The 17,840-nt window shown below is 42.6% G+C and carries 18 protein-coding genes and 4 pseudogenes; 15 read left to right on the forward strand and 7 right to left on the reverse strand.

The features are described 5' to 3' along the window. Positions 1-164: 164 nt before the first annotated feature. Positions 165-1,364 (forward strand): tyrosine-type recombinase/integrase, encoded by a 1,200-nt coding sequence (locus J4G44_RS12705; protein ID WP_005245164.1) that lies wholly within the window; start codon positions 165-167, stop codon positions 1,362-1,364. Between the two features lie 41 nt (positions 1,365-1,405). On the opposite strand, the gene J4G44_RS12710 is transcribed toward J4G44_RS12705, so the two are convergent. Continuing rightward, positions 1,406-1,819 (reverse strand): Cd(II)/Pb(II)-responsive transcriptional regulator, encoded by a 414-nt coding sequence (locus tag J4G44_RS12710; RefSeq protein WP_179989169.1) that lies wholly within the window; start codon positions 1,817-1,819, stop codon positions 1,406-1,408. 79 nt (positions 1,820-1,898) lie between these two features. On the opposite strand from J4G44_RS12710, the gene J4G44_RS12715 reads away from it, so the two are divergent. Next, positions 1,899-2,630, forward strand: a complete 732-nt coding sequence (locus tag J4G44_RS12715; RefSeq protein ID WP_005245162.1) for a transglutaminase-like domain-containing protein — start codon at positions 1,899-1,901, stop codon at positions 2,628-2,630. Then, a complete protein-coding gene (locus tag J4G44_RS12720; protein ID WP_127800877.1) occupies positions 2,617-3,504 on the forward strand; it encodes a cation diffusion facilitator family transporter in 888 nt (295 codons plus the stop codon). The genes J4G44_RS12715 and J4G44_RS12720 overlap by 14 nt, the downstream gene beginning before the upstream one ends. 84 nt (positions 3,505-3,588) lie before the next feature. On the opposite strand, the pseudogene J4G44_RS12725 reads toward J4G44_RS12720, so the two are convergent. After that, positions 3,589-3,813, reverse strand: a pseudogene (locus tag J4G44_RS12725) (efflux RND transporter permease subunit); the annotation flags it as partial. Between J4G44_RS12725 and J4G44_RS12730 the strand changes: the two are divergent. Further along, positions 3,813-3,956 (forward strand): annotated as a pseudogene (locus tag J4G44_RS12730) (antitoxin HicB); the annotation flags it as partial. The pseudogenes J4G44_RS12725 and J4G44_RS12730 overlap by 1 nt on opposite strands. 252 nt (positions 3,957-4,208) lie before the next feature. Here the strand turns inward: J4G44_RS12730 and J4G44_RS12735 are convergent. Further along, the gene (locus J4G44_RS12735) at positions 4,209-4,460 is read right to left on the reverse strand and encodes a hypothetical protein (protein WP_004658363.1); all 252 of its coding nucleotides are present in this window, start codon (positions 4,458-4,460) and stop codon (positions 4,209-4,211) included. Positions 4,461-4,654: 194 nt separating this feature from the next. Between J4G44_RS12735 and J4G44_RS12740 the strand changes: the two genes are divergently transcribed. Continuing rightward, the gene (locus tag J4G44_RS12740) at positions 4,655-4,876 is read left to right on the forward strand and encodes a helix-turn-helix domain-containing protein (RefSeq protein ID WP_004658364.1); all 222 of its coding nucleotides are present in this window, start codon (positions 4,655-4,657) and stop codon (positions 4,874-4,876) included. 172 nt (positions 4,877-5,048) lie between these two features. Here J4G44_RS12740 and J4G44_RS12745 read toward each other — a convergent pair. Next, positions 5,049-6,193, reverse strand: a protein-coding gene (locus J4G44_RS12745) for an IS3-like element ISAba14 family transposase (RefSeq protein ID WP_099046175.1) whose coding sequence is annotated in 2 segments (ribosomal slippage) — positions 5,049-5,929 and positions 5,929-6,193 — 1,146 coding nt in all. Because the reading frame shifts where the segments join, the coding sequence is not laid out codon by codon here. 277 nt (positions 6,194-6,470) lie between these two features. Here J4G44_RS12745 and ant(3'')-IId point away from each other — a divergent pair. Further along, positions 6,471-7,259, forward strand: a complete 789-nt coding sequence (gene ant(3'')-IId, locus J4G44_RS12750; protein WP_038350081.1) for an aminoglycoside nucleotidyltransferase ANT(3'')-IId — start codon at positions 6,471-6,473, stop codon at positions 7,257-7,259. A gap of 126 nt (positions 7,260-7,385) precedes the next feature. Here ant(3'')-IId and J4G44_RS12755 read toward each other — a convergent pair whose 3' ends face one another. Next, a complete protein-coding gene (locus J4G44_RS12755; protein WP_077170035.1) occupies positions 7,386-7,844 on the reverse strand; it encodes a 2-thiouracil desulfurase family protein in 459 nt (152 codons plus the stop codon). 234 nt (positions 7,845-8,078) lie between these two features. Then, positions 8,079-9,244, reverse strand: a protein-coding gene (locus J4G44_RS12760; protein WP_119285041.1) for an IS3 family transposase whose coding sequence is annotated in 2 segments (ribosomal slippage) — positions 8,079-8,986 and positions 8,986-9,244 — 1,167 coding nt in all. Because the reading frame shifts where the segments join, the coding sequence is not laid out codon by codon here. A gap of 192 nt (positions 9,245-9,436) precedes the next feature. On the opposite strand from J4G44_RS12760, the pseudogene J4G44_RS12765 reads away from it, so the two are divergent. From J4G44_RS12765 to J4G44_RS12775, 3 genes and pseudogenes are all read left to right on the forward strand, one after another. After that, positions 9,437-9,790, forward strand: a pseudogene (locus tag J4G44_RS12765) (transposase zinc-binding domain-containing protein); the annotation flags it as partial. 61 nt (positions 9,791-9,851) lie between these two features. Continuing rightward, positions 9,852-10,556, forward strand: a complete 705-nt coding sequence (locus J4G44_RS12770) for an IS6-like element IS26 family transposase (protein WP_001067855.1) — start codon at positions 9,852-9,854, stop codon at positions 10,554-10,556. A 93-nt stretch (positions 10,557-10,649) separates the two neighbouring features. After that, entirely contained in the window at positions 10,650-10,997 is a 348-nt protein-coding gene (locus tag J4G44_RS12775; RefSeq protein ID WP_001016278.1) for a LysR substrate-binding domain-containing protein, read from the forward strand. 136 nt (positions 10,998-11,133) lie between these two features. Here J4G44_RS12775 and aph(3')-Ia read toward each other — a convergent pair whose 3' ends face one another. After that, positions 11,134-11,949 (reverse strand): aminoglycoside O-phosphotransferase APH(3')-Ia, encoded by an 816-nt coding sequence (gene aph(3')-Ia / locus J4G44_RS12780; protein WP_000018323.1) that lies wholly within the window; start codon positions 11,947-11,949, stop codon positions 11,134-11,136. 129 nt (positions 11,950-12,078) lie between these two features. Here aph(3')-Ia and J4G44_RS12785 point away from each other — a divergent pair, with 129 nt between their 5' ends. From J4G44_RS12785 to J4G44_RS12810, 6 genes and pseudogenes are all read left to right on the forward strand, one after another. Next, positions 12,079-12,783: an IS6-like element IS26 family transposase gene (locus tag J4G44_RS12785; protein ID WP_001067855.1), complete on the forward strand. Its 705-nt coding sequence runs from the start codon at positions 12,079-12,081 to the stop codon at positions 12,781-12,783. A 72-nt stretch (positions 12,784-12,855) separates the two neighbouring features. Further along, positions 12,856-13,449 carry a tyrosine-type recombinase/integrase gene (locus J4G44_RS12790; RefSeq protein WP_205779272.1) on the forward strand — a complete coding sequence of 198 codons (594 nt, stop codon included), beginning with the start codon at positions 12,856-12,858 and terminating at the stop codon, positions 13,447-13,449. 189 nt (positions 13,450-13,638) lie between these two features. Continuing rightward, on the forward strand, positions 13,639-14,805 hold the full coding sequence (locus tag J4G44_RS12795; protein ID WP_024160783.1) for a tetracycline-inactivating monooxygenase Tet(X3): 1,167 nt from the start codon (positions 13,639-13,641) through the stop codon (positions 14,803-14,805). A 148-nt stretch (positions 14,806-14,953) separates the two neighbouring features. Next, entirely contained in the window at positions 14,954-15,691 is a 738-nt protein-coding gene (locus tag J4G44_RS12800; protein ID WP_001366550.1) for a recombinase family protein, read from the forward strand. Continuing rightward, on the forward strand, positions 15,688-15,912 hold the full coding sequence (locus J4G44_RS12805) for a hypothetical protein (protein WP_179989180.1): 225 nt from the start codon (positions 15,688-15,690) through the stop codon (positions 15,910-15,912). The genes J4G44_RS12800 and J4G44_RS12805 overlap by 4 nt, the downstream gene beginning before the upstream one ends. A 210-nt stretch (positions 15,913-16,122) precedes the next feature. Next, a pseudogene (locus J4G44_RS12810) lies at positions 16,123-17,614 on the forward strand (IS91-like element ISCR2 family transposase). Positions 17,615-17,840: the final 226 nt, after the last annotated feature.

Here is a 17,840-nt window from a genome sequence, read left to right on the forward strand (position 1 = left end):
GTGGTACTCCTACTGGTTACTAAAATTAAAGTATATTGAATAATAAATTTATAAAACAATACTTTACAAATCTATATGATGCGTAGTGTACGCATCATACATAAAGCGTTCTATTTTGATATAATTGATCCAATCAACCCATTGTTAGGTTTCATTTAAATTCCATGAGTCTTACTGAAATTAAAGTTCGCCAAGCTCATTGTAAGGAAAAAACCAGTTTTTTATCCGATGAAGATGGGCTTAGCCTGAAGATTGAGCCGAGTGGAAGAAAATCTTGGTGCTATCGCTATACAGATCCACAAACTAAAAAACGTCGACGCATTCAGTTAGGTCGTTATCCTGATTTATCGCTGAAAAAGGCACGACAAGTCAGAGATGACTTTAAAGACAATGATTTCTGTTTTGAACAAGATACTGCCTCTAATGTCATCACCTTTGGTAAGGTCGGGGAGGAGTGGTTACAGTTCAAACTGAAAAATGCCTTCAACGATCTACCCCGCTGTGGTGTACTACAGTTAGCAGAAAGATGCTTACAGCAAGATATTTATCCAGACCTTCAGGATCTACCTTTTCAAAACATCAAGCGTTATGACCTGGTTTCAGTAATCAAAAAAATAGAGGGACGCCAAGTAAAAGAACCTGTCAAGAAAGCTTGTAGTTATTTGAACCAAATTTATGACTACGCTGTAGCGATGGGTTATTGTGAATTCAACATCGCGCATGGTTTAAATAAAATCGCCATTAACAGTAAAATCAAGAAAAATTATCCGTATTTGAAAGCGGAGGATATATCTGATTTTAAGTATAAATTACAAAAATTGGATGCCCATCCGATTATTAAAAAAGCACTGCTGTTCAAATTACATACTGGCGTGCGAGGGGCTGAATTGTTATTGGCTGAGCCTCATCATTTTGATTTAAATGAAAAAGTCTGGAAAATACCTGCCTTGCATATTAAACAGTTTCGACGAAAAGTCATATTAGGCCATGAGATTCCCGACTTCTTAGTTCCACTTTCAGATCAGGCTTTAGATATTTTAAAGGACGTCATGCAATGGTCATACGGTGAAAAGTACATTTTTGCTAGCCCACGGAAACATAATCAACCGATTCATTTTAATACATTAAATATGGCTATACGTAAGATGGGCTATGGAAAACATCAATTATCCTCTCATGGACTACGTTCCACTTTTAGTACCATTTTGAATGACTCAGGTTTGTTCCAGGATAACTGGATTGAGGCACAACTTTCACATATTGATAAGAACCGTACCCGTGCCAGCTATAATCACGCTGACTATTTAGCCCAGCGGACTGAAATGATGCAGTGGTGGGGTGATTATTTAAGTACTGCTAAGTGAAAATCGTACTTTTATACATAGACTTAAAACATTATGGGGTTTCAAATGGATAGTAAACAATATACTTGCCGTGTTACATGGTCAGCAGAATATAATGAGTATGTTGGGTTGTTCGAACCACAAGCACTAGCCATTTGTTGTAATTCAGCTTTAAGCGCCCTTAATTCTTTCATGCGTTTATTCACTAGTGCAAGTTGCTGATCAATTAATGCATTAACGCTAGAGCAGCTTTCTTCTGGCTTATTTTTTAATTCGATAAGACGTTTAATATCATTGAGTGATATATCTAGGCTGCGACAATGCTTTACGAATTCCAATTGTTTAAGTGCTTTGCTATCATACAGCCTGAAATTACCTTCTGAACGATTTGGATTTAACAGAAATCCTTCTCTTTCATAATATCTAATCGTTTGTATTGAACAGCCCGATTTTTTTGACAATTCGCCTATTTTCATCAATTTCCCCCAGACATTTGACTCTATAGTTACTATAGAGTCTATAGTATAAGTATGCAACGAAAAGGATATATAAAAAATGACTGAGAAATATTTAAACAATACGAATATCGTTAATTTTGAACACAAAGATATCCAATCCTTGATCGATCAACGTAGGTGGAAAAACTTGGATAACTTCAACAAAATTGGTGCCGCTTATCAGTTTGTAAAAGATGAGATTTTCTTTGGTTATAATGAAAGCGATGATATTGCAGCAAGCGATGTGCTAGCAGATGGTTATGGACAATGTAATACTAAGGGTAATCTGTTAATGGCACTATTGCGTGGACTAGGCATTCAATGCCGATTTCATGGGTTTACCATAGACCAGCAACTACAAAAAGGTGCTATCCCAAGCTATGTATTTTGGTTAGCACCTAAATACATCATTCATAGTTGGGTAGAAGTTTACTTTGAAGGGCGTTGGATAAACTTAGAGGGCTTTATATTGGATGAGCAATACTTAAGCTCTCTACAGGAGAAATTTGACCAAGTAAAAGATGATTTTTGTGGTTATGGTGTTGCAACAAAGTGCTTTTCATCACCAGATACAGATTGGCGTGGAGAAAATACCTATATTCAAAAAGAAGGTATTCATGATGACTTTGGGCTTTATGATTCCCCTGATGAGTTCTATCTCGAAAAAGGGACTAACTTGTCGGGGTTCAAACGCTGGATATATCAACGCTTGATACGTCACTTGATTAATATGAATGTATCAAAACTAAGAAATAGAAAAGTACTAGAGGTACAAAATGCACAACCATAATCATAGTCATCAACATGGTAAAGATGACCGTATTGGTTGGGCATTTTTCCTTAATGTGACATTCACTATTATCGAATTTATAGGTGGTTGGCTCACTAACAGTACGGCGATAATGGCAGATGCAGTTCACGATCTTGGTGATAGTCTTTCAATAGGTTTTGCGTGGATTTTAAGTCGTTTTTCAGATAAAGAAGCATCAGATAAGTTTAGTTATGGTTATCGTAGACTTACTCTCTTTGGCGCATTGATAAACAGTATTGTTTTAATCATTGGCTCAATTTGGATTTTATTTGAAGCAATTCCAAAGCTGTCCAATCCTGAAATGCCTGTAGTCGAGGGGATGTTAGGGCTAGCGATACTCGGCGTTGCCGTTAACGGATATGCTGTATTAAAATTAAAAGCGGGTGAAACATTAAATGAGAAAGTGCTGACATGGCACCTTCTTGAAGATGTACTTGGATGGGTTGCCGTTCTTATAGTCTCTATCGTACTGTTGTTCGCTGAACTGCCGATATTAGATCCCCTTTTATCAATAGGGTTCACGCTGTTCATCTTGTTTAATGTTTTCAAAAACCTGAAATCAACACTCGTTTTATTTCTTCAAGCTGCACCCGATAAAGAGACTCAAAAGCGTATTAAACTATCACTAATGGAATTTCCTGAAGTTAATGGTATCCACCACATGCACTTTTGGTCACTAGATGGTGAAAGTCACGTTTTAACAGCGCACCTTGAGCTGAGTGACAACTTTGACGTTAAAGAATTAATTAGGCTTAAACAAGAAGTTGCAGCTAAATTATCTTCCTATCATTTATCGCATACAACGATAGAGTTTGAGTTTTTAAATGAAAATTGTCGGGATGAAGCGCAGTAAGCTTTATCAATAAAATGTTGGGCATACAATATTAAAAGCAGCTTAATTAGGCATAACCTAGTAATTAAGCTGCTTTTTTTGATTTTAAATTTCGTCGGATTGCTGTTTGCTACTCTCAGAGCCATGCGCCCATTGATATAAAATAGGCAATACAAACAAAGTTAAAATTGTAGAAGATACAATACCGCCGATAACAACTGTTGCTAGTGGTCGTTGTACTTCTGCACCAATTCCAGTGTTTAACGCCATTGGAATAAAACCTAAACTTGCGACCAGTGCCGTCATTAAAATAGGTCTTAAACGAATGATGTGCTGAGTTTCCATCATTGTCTTGGCTTGATGCGGATCAGTCTAAAGCATTCTCAGGAATAGAGGAGCTCGTTGCTGATGTTGTCGCTGATATGATTAGCAATAATGAAAAAGTTCCTACACCACTCTCCGGGAAAATATAGTAGGCAGTTTGTTGTCCTTGTTCTCAGTGGTTCAACAAAAACTAGCCCTCGAAGCCGCAGAACGTGGCGTGGACATAAATTGTTTAGTATCAGTAAAAAGAGCGATGTAATTTTAGTACGAGTGAGTGATAGAGCAGGAACCTATGCTTCATATATTCAGTAAATGGTATGTTTTTGAATTAATAGGTATTTTTAAATAAAGCTTTCTTTGATTTAGTGCTTTTTATTTAATAAATTAATTTTAAAAACAACTTAGGCTAATTGATAAACACTATCTGGAAAGATTAAAAGAAAATATTTTTTAATTTCTGCTAATTCATTTAAGGCAGGTTCCCTTTCAAGCAGTTGAAATGTCCAAATAAGTACAGCCTGATGATTATCATAGCAAGTATTTACTCCAAGAAAATTAGCCATTCCATAACTTCTATTGATGTTCATTTCTTTAATTAATTGATTTCCTAAGTCACGAGCTTGCTGGCTGATCAATAACTCATTTGGTAACACGGCGGTCATCTCCACAAAATAATCTAATGCAGGTTCAATCCTTATATTTAAAAAGTTATAATTTAGTTGAAATGGATAAAATATACTTTCTATAAGTTGTAATAACCTGCTGTAGGTTAATTTTAGCAAAGTATTACTCAGTCAACAACTTCAAATAACCCACAGCAAGTTATTTTTTGTAAATTAATTTAAATATGATTACTTGTAAGTTATCTAGCCTCATGGGCGATAGAAAAATTTTAAAATTAAGTGAAGTGGTGCATGCAACAGGTATCAATCGCAACACGCTCACAAGTATGTATTATGACCGTGCTGTACGTATTGAATTACCAGTCGCCGATAAGTTGTGTAAGTACTTTAACTGTACGATGAATGATTTGTTTGAGTTTAAGGAAGAAGTTGAAGAAAAAGATTAACTTAATACTTCGTTTGATAAGTTTTTCGAAGAAAAAGACTAGCCAATACTTAGTTTGATAAGTTTTTCTCTGCAGATCTAATATTGAATTTTATAAAATATCATTACAAACAGAGGTGGTTCCACTTGTTTGAACAACTAAAAGCGTATTTATAAGTGATATTCCGCTCTAGTTAAGCCACCTTGTTTTGTTGGGGTAGCTGATCATAGTAAAACTCATTTGGTGTCATTTTGTCTAGACTCGAATGAGGTCGTTTCAGATTATAAAACTCAAAATATGCACTCAATTGCTTTTTCGCATCTGTGACACTGCTATAAGCTTTGAGATACACCTCTTCATATTTAACGCTCCGCCATAATCGTTCAACCATCACATTATCTACCCATCGACCTTTACCATCCATACTGATTTGAATGCCATTTGATTTCAATACATCAATAAATGCATCACTGGTGAACTGACTGCCTTGGTCTGTATTCAATATTTCAGGTGATCCATATTTTTCAATCGCTTCATTTAAAGCCGAAATACAAAAATCCACCTCCATACTAATCGATACCCTATGCGCAAGTACCTTGCGGCTATGCCAATCAATCACAGCACATAAATAAACAAAGCCTTTTGCCATAGGGATATACGTTATATCCGTAGACCACACTTGATTACTGCGCTGAATAGCCAATCCTTTGAGCAGATATGGATATTTACGGTGAGCTTGATTAGCCTGGCTTAAATTTGGTTTGCAATATAACGCCTGAATACCCATTTTCTTCATTAAAGTACGTGTATGACGTCGTCCTATATGATGCCCTTGACGATTCAACAAATCACGCATCATACGACTGCCTGCAAAAGGATATTGCATATGTAATTCATCAATACATCGCATCAGCTTCAGATCTGATGAGCTAACAGGTTTTGGGCGATAATAATAACAACCACGAGAGACTTTCAGTAACTTAGCTTGTTTAGATACTGAAATCTGAAGTGAGTGATCGATTAACTTTTGTGGTTGAAGCGGCCCAGTTTCTTCAACACACCTTCTAAAAAATCAATTTCTAATGCCTGCTCACCGATTTTTGCATGTAACTTTTTAAGATCAATGGGAGGTTCTGATGGAGCTTTTGATTGATCGAAAGCTTGTGAGGAAGCTGAGATCAATTGATTTTTCCAGTCAATAATTTGGTTTTGATGAACATCAAACTCAGAACTCAATTCAGCAAGTGTTTTTTCTGCTTTGATCGCAGCAAGTGCTACCTTAGCCTTAAAGTCGTTTGAATGATTTCTTCTTGGTCTACGTGCCATAAAATACTCCATATATTGATGTTTATAACATCATTTGAGGAGCAGAGTATCACTTATAGGAGTTGTTCAAATTTCCGGATCCATCTCTAAGTGAGGAGGAAATGACTCTTACTATTCAGATGTTGTTTCAAGCTTTTTTTGATTGATAGAGTTTTATGTATTAAACTCTATATTGAAAGTAAATATATTGTAAAAATAGTATGTTATTTACTAATTGATTAAATTATTTACACTTATTCTGTATAATGCTCTATGAATTCATTACTTATTTTTTTAAATTAAAAATCATATGCAAAGCTTAAATGATGAAGAGTGTCGCCAAGTTGAAAGTGTAAAACAGCTTTTACAAAAAAATTTTAAAGATAAGCTTTATGCTATTTATTTATATGGTTCGTATGTTGATGGTGGTTTAAAACATAAAAGTGATCTTGATATTTTAGTTATTATTGAACGTGAAATTACCGATCAGGAAAGAAAACAATTAGCGCAGAATTTTCTAAATATATCTGTTCCGATTGGTCATGCTACAGCGCGTGCCTTAGAAATTACGATATTAGAAAAAGGGAGTATTACCAATAAAAATCATCCATATACATATCAGCTACAATATGGCGAGTGGTTGAGAGAAGAATTACTCAAAGGTGAATTACTTTATAGTCAATCTGATCCAGATATTAGTATTTTACTTAAAACTGCCCAATTACATAACATTACTATCTTTGGACCTGATATTTGCGATTGGTTAAATCCAATTAGCTATGAACAATTAATATTTGCCATGCAAAAAACTTATCCACAAATTATTGCTCATTGGAAAGACGATCAGGATGAATGTAATCAAATTTTAGCGCTATGCCGTATAGCTTATACATTAGATCATAAAACAATAGTTGCCAAGGATGTTGCTGCGACATGGTTTTTAGAATTCTTAAGTCAGATAGATCAAGACATTTTGCAACTCATAATAGATGAATATATTGGGCAAGGTCATGAGCAATGTTGGTTAGTTTTACATGATCAGCTTGCTAAAATTGTTAAAGAATTACAGCATAAAATTGAACCACTACTTTTTAACTGATGTGGAAGTAATGGATATGCTTCTTAGATTATTACCTCACTATATCTCTAAATACCGAAGAGACTTGATATTGCAAAGGGGGGCGTGGTTGGAGTTGCATGAAGATTTTAAATAAAAGCGGAGGAACTAGGGTAAAAGTTGCCAAAAAGTTTCTTCTGAAATGACTTTTATATTATGACGTTTAAGCAAAGCGGAGGTAACTCCATTGCCATAGATCTTATTCCCATTAAATTGACCATCGTAAATCATTGAACTACCACATGAAGGGCTATTTTCTTTAAGCACTACCAGAGTAGCTTTTAATAATTGAACTTTTTTTAAAGTTCTATATGCCCCTTCAATATAGATTGAAGTCACATCCTTTCCTGATTTTTCAATTACACAGGCTTTTCCATCTAAGACATCATCGCCATTACCTCCCGAAATCTCGGCAGGTTCGCGTGGTGTTGATAAACCGCCAAGAATCTCTGGACATACCATAGTAGCTTTTCCATCTTTGACTAATTTTTCGATTTTTTCGTTTAAGCTATGCGTCCCGTTATAACGTACCTTTAAGCCAGCCAGACAAGAACTTACTAAAATCATATTTCCTCTATGAAAAAGATATGTATCGATTTGCTATTTAGCCAGTACCTATTATTTTTTAAAATTAATAGGTTAGTGCTATGGATAAAACAAGAATTTAAATATGATCAATGCAAAGTGAGTTATTTTTTTTCTAACCCACAAAGCTTATAGATTAGTTTGATCCTTTTTGTTTAGAAAATTTATCAACAGTGATGTGTGCTGAATTAGCAGGAGACTTTCACTTGGGAGATTCTAGGCAGCTAACCGATAAAAGTCTTCTGCCATTTGATTTGGTGTCTTAAAATCCAAGCCTTTTTGAATTCTTCGCTGATTATAAAATAACTCTATATATTTTGTAATATCCGCTTTGGCTTCTTCCCTTGTTTTGTAGTTGCGATGATGGACTAGTTCATTTTTGAGTATGCCCCAGAAACTCTCTATCGGTGCATTATCAAAGCAGTCGCCTTTTTTGCTCATTGAACCCTGAAAATCAAATTTCTCAAGTAAGTTTCGATATTCATTACTGCAATATTGGCTGCCTCTATCTGAATGTACAATGAGATCTTTAGCAGGTTTCTGATTGCGAATAGCCATATTCAATGCATCACAAACAAGCTTGGCTGTCATGCGCTCATTTAAGCTATAGCCAACAACCTGTTTCGTGTAAAGATCTTTGACAGCTGCCAAGTACAACCAGCCCTCAGCCGTCCAAATGTAGGTAATGTCACTCGACCACGCAAGATTAGGCTTCGTCATTGAAAACTGTTGCTTGAGTAAATTGTCATAAATAGAACGGTTGTGATCACTGTTCGTGGTTCTTTTGAAACGCTTATGGCGCTTACAATACAACTGATTTGATTTTTTTATTTGGCGCACAGCATACGTACTTATTTTGATACCTTGCGCTTGTAAATGCTTGGTTAATCGAACATAGCCATAGCTTTGTTTGGTTTCTTCATGGGCTATTTTGACCAAAATTGTCTGCTGATTTCGCTGAATTGATCTTTTACTCATGCCTCGCTTTAGCCAATCATAAAAGCGAGAAACGGATACACGAAGTAATCGAGCCATTAAAATAATCGGAAATAAGTGGCTTTGCGATTTCATATAGGCGTACCTCACTGACTTTCTTTGGCAAAGTACGCTGCTGCCTTTTTTAAAAATTCACGTTCCATTTCAGCTGTTTTGAGCTGTTGTTTAAGCTTCTTATTTTCTTCGAGTAAGGCGTTTAGATCGGGCGAATACTGTTTTGTGCCTGCTAAAGTTCCAGCCTTTGCTTTGTTATTCCAGTTCGAAAGGGTTTGCATTGAAATGCCAAGTTGTCTAGCGGATTCCGATACATTACCTTGGTTCTCTTCAATGGCTTTTATGGCTTCAGCTTTAAATTCTGCGGTGTAAGTCTTCTGTTTCTTGCTCATGGTAAACTCCTAATGAGTATGTATAGTTTACCAAGTTAAACCCTCCTGTTTTTTAAGCACACATCAATAGAGTGGGAGTGACGGGCACTGGCTGGCAATGTCTAGCAACGGCAGGCATTTCGGCTGAGGGTAAAAGAACTTTCCGCTAAGCGATAGACTGTATGTAAACACAGTATTGCAAGGACGCGGAACATGCCTCATGTGGCGGCCAGGACGGCCAGCCGGGATCGGGATACTGGTCGTTACCAGAGCCACCGACCCGAGCAAACCCTTCTCTATCAGATCGTTGACGAGTATTACCCGGCATTCGCTGCGCTTATGGCAGAGCAGGGAAAGGAATTGCCGGGCTATGTGCAACGGGAATTTGAAGAATTTCTCCAATGCGGGCGGCTGGAGCATGGCTTTCTACGGGTTCGCTGCGAGTCTTGCCACGCCGAGCACCTGGTCGCTTTCAGCTGTAAGCGTCGCGGTTTCTGCCCGAGCTGTGGGGCGCGGCGGATGGCCGAAAGTGCCGCCTTGCTGGTTGATGAAGTACTGCCTGAACGGCACTGTTGCAAATAGTCGGTGGTGATAAACTTATCATCCCCTTTTGCTGATGGAGCTGCACATGAACCCATTCAAAGGCCGGCATTTTCAGCGTGACATCATTCTGTGGGCCGTACGCTGGTACTGCAAATACGGCATCAGTTACCGTGAGCTGCAGGAGATGCTGGCTGAACGCGGAGTGAATGTCGATCACTCCACGATTTACCGCTGGGTTCAGCGTTATGCGCCTGAAATGGAAAAACGGCTGCGCTGGTACTGGCGTAACCCTTCCGATCTTTGCCCGTGGCACATGGATGAAACCTACGTGAAGGTCAATGGCCGCTGGGCGTATCTGTACCGGGCCGTCGACAGCCGGGGCCGCACTGTCGATTTTTATCTCTCCTCCCGTCGTAACAGCAAAGCTGCATACCGGTTTCTGGGTAAAATCCTCAACAACGTGAAGAAGTGGCAGATCCCGCGATTCATCAACACGGATAAAGCGCCCGCCTATGGTCGCGCGCTTGCTCTGCTCAAACGCGAAGGCCGGTGCCCGTCTGACGTTGAACACCGACAGATTAAGTACCGGAACAACGTGATTGAATGCGATCATGGCAAACTGAAACGGATAATCGGCGCCACGCTGGGATTTAAATCCATGAAGACGGCTTACGCCACCATCAAAGGTATTGAGGTGATGCGTGCACTACGCAAAGGCCAGGCCTCAGCATTTTATTATGGTGATCCCCTGGGCGAAATGCGCCTGGTAAGCAGAGTTTTTGAAATGTAAGGCCTTTGAATAAGACAAAAGGCTGCCTCATCGCTAACTTTGCAACAGTGCCATTTTAAGCGTTATGCTAAGCCCAGGAAGCCGCAGGATCTTTTGAACCACAACTGCATTAACGTCCGCTATTCTGATACGAGTGGATTGTACGCCTGGGAATTCGAGAAAGATGCTCAGAAATTCAGTCTGAAAGTCAAAGGGCAATATATTGCGAACAGCACGATTCATCAGCTCGATGCAGCATTAGACGGGCTGGGGATTGCCTATATTCCCGAGTATGTTGCAGATGGATATATCAAAAGCGGCAAGCTGATTGCTGTTCTGACCGAGTGGTGTCCATATTTTGACGGCTACCATATTTATTATCCTCACCGCCGACAGGATTCTCCTGCGTTTATGGCTTTTCTGCAAGTTTTGCGTGACAGGTACAATAATGGAATAAGATAAATTTATGAGTAAAGGATTATGTCCACGATAAGCACCTGGGTCGATTCCTGGGAGGCGGCCATGAGGGTAGGGAAGCGCCGTCCCGTCAAGTCAGCGTAATGCTCTGCCAGTGTTACAACCAATTAACCAATTCTGATTAGAAAAACTCATCGAGCATCAAATGAAACTGCAATTTATTCATATCAGGATTATCAATACCATATTTTTGAAAAAGCCGTTTCTGTAATGAAGGAGAAAACTCACCGAGGCAGTTCCATAGGATGGCAAGATCCTGGTATCGGTCTGCGATTCCGACTCGTCCAACATCAATACAACCTATTAATTTCCCCTCGTCAAAAATAAGGTTATCAAGTGAGAAATCACCATGAGTGACGACTGAATCCGGTGAGAATGGCAAAAGCTTATGCATTTCTTTCCAGACTTGTTCAACAGGCCAGCCATTACGCTCGTCATCAAAATCACTCGCATCAACCAAACCGTTATTCATTCGTGATTGCGCCTGAGCGAGACGAAATGCGCGATCGCTGTTAAAAGGACAATTACAAACAGGAATCGAATGCAACCGGCGCAGGAACGCTGCCAGCGCATCAACAATATTTTCACCTGAATCAGGATATTCTTCTAATACCTGGAATGCTGTTTTCCCGGGGATCGCAGTGGTGAGTAACCATGCATCATCAGGAGTACGGATAAAATGCTTGATGGTCGGAAGAGGCATAAATGCCGTCAGCCAGTTTAGTCTGACCATCTCATCTGTAACATCATTGGCAACGCTACCTTTGCCATGTTTCAGAAACAACTCTGGCGCATCGGGCTTCCCATACAATCGATAGATTGTCGCACCTGATTGCCCGACATTATCGCGAGCCCATCTATACCCATATAAATCAGCATCCAGGTTGGAATTTAATCGCGGCCTCGAGCAAGACGTTTCCCGTTGAATATGGCTCATAACACCCCTTGTATTACTGTTTATGTAAGCAGACAGTTTTATTGTTCATGATGATATATTTTTATCGGCACTGTTGCAAATAGTCGGTGGTGATAAACTTATCATCCCCTTTTGCTGATGGAGCTGCACATGAACCCATTCAAAGGCCGGCATTTTCAGCGTGACATCATTCTGTGGGCCGTACGCTGGTACTGCAAATACGGCATCAGTTACCGTGAGCTGCAGGAGATGCTGGCTGAACGCGGAGTGAATGTCGATCACTCCACGATTTACCGCTGGGTTCAGCGTTATGCGCCTGAAATGGAAAAACGGCTGCGCTGGTACTGGCGTAACCCTTCCGATCTTTGCCCGTGGCACATGGATGAAACCTACGTGAAGGTCAATGGCCGCTGGGCGTATCTGTACCGGGCCGTCGACAGCCGGGGCCGCACTGTCGATTTTTATCTCTCCTCCCGTCGTAACAGCAAAGCTGCATACCGGTTTCTGGGTAAAATCCTCAACAACGTGAAGAAGTGGCAGATCCCGCGATTCATCAACACGGATAAAGCGCCCGCCTATGGTCGCGCGCTTGCTCTGCTCAAACGCGAAGGCCGGTGCCCGTCTGACGTTGAACACCGACAGATTAAGTACCGGAACAACGTGATTGAATGCGATCATGGCAAACTGAAACGGATAATCGGCGCCACGCTGGGATTTAAATCCATGAAGACGGCTTACGCCACCATCAAAGGTATTGAGGTGATGCGTGCACTACGCAAAGGCCAGGCCTCAGCATTTTATTATGGTGATCCCCTGGGCGAAATGCGCCTGGTAAGCAGAGTTTTTGAAATGTAAGGCCTTTGAATAAGACAAAAGGCTGCCTCATCGCTAACTTTGCAACAGTGCCAGTTTTATTACGAACGTGTTTTGGGTGGACAACGGAAAACATATTTCATCGAAAGACCAAAAAAAGAAAAAACACTTCCTGTTGTGATGAGTGAAGAAGAAACCATTCGGGTACTACGCGCTATTGAAAACGTGAAACACAAGGCTATTCTGATGACTATTTATTCGGCAGGTTTGCGCATTTCTGAATGTATAAACCTGAAAATAAAAGACATTGACTCCAAGCGCATGCAAATTCGTATAGAACAGTCAAAAGGAAAAAGAGATCGTTATACCATTTTATCTGAGAAAACATTAATTATTTTAAGAACATACTTTATGGAATATAAACCAAAAGATTATTTATTTGAAGGTCAAAAAGGTGGCGCATACTCAAGCCGAAGTATTCAAAACATTTTTAAAGCAGCTGTTTTAAAAGCAAAGATTCAAAAGGAAGTTACTGTACATACCTTACGACATAGCTTTGCAACGCATTTGCTTGAGAATGGTACGAGTTTACGTTATATTCAATCGTTGTTAGGTCATTCAAGCAGTAAAACAACTGAGGTTTATACACATATTACCACCAAGGGAATGGAACAATTAAAAAGTCCGATGGATTTGTTAGATATATAGAAAGGATTTGTATATTTGAGCAAAACTTAACAAAAAGCACTATGAATATAAATCCTTTTGAGAGAGTAGAAACGAACGGTAAACGGTTGAAAACGGATTTGTCACTGATAATGAAAGGTTTAGCAAAATAAGATATAGTGGATATATACGCCATTTGGCGTATAGCCACTTGTTATGTGCCATTTTTGAATGACAATGCGAATAGATACGGACAAACAAATGAATTTACTTAGTGATAAGAACGTTGCAATAATTGGTGGTGGACCCGTTGGACTGACTATGGCAAAATTATTACAGCAAAACGGCATAGACGTTTCAGTTTACGAAAGAGACAACGACCGAGAGGCAAGAATTTTTGGTGGAACCCTTGACCTACACAAAGGTTCAGGTCAGGAAGCAATGAAAAAAGCGGGATTGTTACAAACTTATTATGACTTAGCCTTACCAATGGGTGTAAATATTGCTGATGAAAAAGGCAATATTTTATCCACAAAAAATGTAAAGCCCGAAAATCGATTTGACAATCCTGAAATAAACAGAAATGACTTAAGGGCTATCTTGTTGAATAGTTTAGAAAACGACACGGTTATTTGGGATAGAAAACTTGTTATGCTTGAACCTGGTAAGAAGAAGTGGACACTAACTTTTGAGAATAAACCGAGTGAAACAGCAGATTTGGTTATTCTTGCCAATGGTGGAATGTCGAAAATAAGGAGCTTTGTTACCGACACGCAAGTTGAAGAAACCGGTACTTTCAACATCCAAGCTGATATTCTTCAACCGGAAATAAACTGTCCCGGATTTTTTCAGCTATGCAACGGCAACCGATTAATGGCGGGACATCAGGGCATTTTATTGTTTGCCAATCCCAATAATAATGGTGCATTGTATTTAGGAATTAGTTTTAAAACGCCCGATGAATGGAAAAATAAAATTCCCTTAGATTTTCAGGACAGAAACAGCGTTGCCGATTTTTTATTGAAAAGATTTTCCAAATGGAGTGAAGTTTACAAACAATTAATACGTTCGGTATCAACATTTCAATGCTTGCCCACAAGGAAATTTCCTTTGAACAATGATTGGAAAAGTAACCGTCCATTACCCATAACAATGATTGGCGATGCTGCTCATTTGATGTCGCCTTTTGCAGGACAGGGTGTAAATACGGGATTATTGGATGCTTTGATATTGTCTGAAAACCTTACAAACGGAGAATTTACAAGTATTGAAAATGCCATCGAAAACTACGAACAACAAATGTTTGTTTATGCAAAAGATACGCAGGACGAATCGACAGAAAACGAAACCGAAATGTTTAGTCCCAATTTTTCGTTTCAAAAATTATTGAATCTATAAACAGTAAGAAAAAACGGCTACTAACAAGCAGTTTTGCAATAGTGGGGCAGAAGTGCAAAATTGAACTTGTGTGCTTCTATCAACTTTTGTACATTAGCTGCCAGTTTAAGATGGGTGCATTTGAGTATGCCCAAAGGAGCCCGCAAGTATGCGCAGGACGAAGCCAGTAGCCGCGCCGATGGTGGCGCGGGTCTATCTGCGCGTCAGCACCGACGCGCAGGACTTGGAACGCCAAGAGGCGATCACTACGGCCGCGAAGGCCGCCGGCTACTACGTCGCCGGCATCTACCGTGAGAAGGCATCCGGCGCACGCGCCGACCGGCCTGAGCTGCTGCGCATGATCGGCGACCTACAGCCCGGCGAGGTGGTCATTGCCGAGAAGATCGACCGCATCAGCCGCCTACCTTTGCCCGAGGCCGAGCGCCTGGTGGCCTCGATACAGGCCAAAGGCGCACGCCTGGCCGTCCCTGGCGTGGTCGATCTATCCGACCTGGCGGCCGAGGCCCAGGGCGTCGCCAAGATCGTGCTGGAAGCCGTGCAGATCATGCTTTTTCGCCTGGCCTTGCAGATGGCCCGCGACGACTACGAGGACAGGCGCGAACGCCAGCGCCAAGGCATTGAGTTGGCCCGCCAGGCCGGGCGGTACAAGGGCCGCCGTGCTGATCCGAAGCGCCGCGCCCAAGTTGTCGCGCTGCGCAAGTCCGGCTACAGCATCAACAAGACCGCCGAGCTGGCCGGGTACAGTGCGGCCCAGGTGAAACGGATATGGGCCGAGGTCAGCCAGGCCGAAGCGAAGCAGCACGGCGCGTTCGTGGAGGACGCATTGACGGAAGCCGATGCCCTGGCCGCTGTCGGCCAGGATGAGCGCCAGGAGGAAAGGGCATGAAGAAGCCGAACCAAGACGACGAGCCGTTTTTCATCACCGAGGAGATTGCGTCCGAAATGATCGCCGGCGGCTATGAGTTCGAGCTGCCGCCCATTCCTTGCACCATCCGCCTACGCGACGTGCTGGAGCGCATGACCGATGCTGAGCTAGCATTGCAGCCGGGCGAGATCGCCGACCAGGAGCGTGAACGCTGCCGGCGCAAGCCGTGTTCAACCTCATGATCTGGTCATGGTATTTTTCATGGCACTGAGCCTGATAGTTCTTGCAAATTGTTGTCACTAAAGGGTTTTGTGTGCTTGTTTACAATCGAGTGGGAGTGACGGGCACTGGCTGGCAATGTCTAGCAACGGCAGGCATTTCGGCTGAGGGTAAAAGAACTTTCCGCTAAGCGATAGACTGTATGTAAACACAGTATTGCAAGGACGCGGAACATGCCTCATGTGGCGGCCAGGACGGCCAGCCGGGATCGGGATACTGGTCGTTACCAGAGCCACCGACCCGAGCAAACCCTTCTCTATCAGATCGTTGACGAGTATTACCCGGCATTCGCTGCGCTTATGGCAGAGCAGGGAAAGGAATTGCCGGGCTATGTGCAACGGGAATTTGAAGAATTTCTCCAATGCGGGCGGCTGGAGCATGGCTTTCTACGGGTTCGCTGCGAGTCTTGCCACGCCGAGCACCTGGTCGCTTTCAGCTGTAAGCGTCGCGGTTTCTGCCCGAGCTGTGGGGCGCGGCGGATGGCCGAAAGTGCCGCCTTGCTGGTTGATGAAGTACTGCCTGAACAACCCATGCGTCAGTGGGTGTTGAGCTTCCCGTTTCAGCTGCGTTTCCTGTTTGCCAGCCGGCCCGAGATCATGGGGTGGGTGCTGGGCATCGTTTACCGCGTCATTGCCACGCACCTGGTCAAGAAAGCGGGCCATACCCACCAAGTGGCCAAGACGGGCGCGGTCACCCTGATCCAGCGTTTTGGATCGGCGCTCAATCTGAATGTTCACTTCCACATGCTGTTTCTCGACGGTGTGTATGTCGAGCAATCCCACGGCTCAGCGCGTTTCCGCTGGGTCAAGGCGCCGACCAGCCCAGAGCTCACCCAGCTGACGCACACCATCGCCCACCGGGTGGGTCGCTATCTGGAACGGCAAGGCCTGCTGGAACGGGATGTCGAAAACAGCTATCTGGCCTCGGATGCGGTGGATGACGACCCGATGACACCTGCTGGGGCACTCGATCACTTACCGTATCGCTGTCGGTTCACAGGCGGGGCGAAAGGTGTTCACTTTGCAAACTCTGCCGACCAGTGGTGATCCGTTCGGTGACGGGATTGGCAAGGTAGCCGGGTCCAGCCTGCACGCCGGCGTGGCGGCCAGGGCCGATGAACGCAAGAAGCTCGAACGGCTGTGCCGGTACATCAGCCGCCCGGCGGTATCCGAGAAGCGGCTGTCGTTAACACGAGGCGGCAACGTGCGCTACCAGCTCAAGACGCCGTACCGGGACGGCACCACGCACGTCATTTTCGAACCATTGGATTTCATTGCAAGGCTGGCCGCCCTGGTACCGAAGCCCAGAGTCAACCTAACCCGCTTCCACGGGGTGTTCGCACCCAACAGTCGGCACCGGGCGTTGGTCACGCCGGCAAAACGGGGCAGGGGCAACAAGGTCAGGGTGGCTGATGAACCGGCAACACCAGCACAACGGCGAGCGTCGATGACATGGGCGCAACGGCTCAAGCGTGTTTTCAATATCGACATCGAGACCTGCAGCGGCTGCGGCGGCGCCATGAAAGTCATCGCCTGCATTGAAGACCCTATAGTGATCAAGCAGATCCTTGATCACCTGAAGCACAAAGCCGAAACCAGCGGGACCAGGGCGTTACCCGAAAGCCGGGCGCCACCGGCTGAGCTGCTCCTGGGTCTGTTTGACTGACGAGCCTGAAGGCCAACGATACCAATCAAAATGCTGCGTTCACAGCGCCGCGGCAGGGATCCGCCGTGCTGGTTGTCGGAAAAGGAGCCGCTAGTGGGAAAGAGGAGGGTAAATTTTCAGCGTTGCTGGCTCCCCGTCAGCCGGATTGGGTTGCATCGCAGGGGTGTCGAAAGAGTCAACTGCGGTCCAAAGCTGTTGGACTTGGGTGAAAAGGGCGTTTATTCTT

It is taken from the genome of Acinetobacter towneri, assembly GCF_017498585.1.
GTDB classification, from domain to species: Bacteria; Pseudomonadota; Gammaproteobacteria; order Pseudomonadales; family Moraxellaceae; genus Acinetobacter; species Acinetobacter towneri.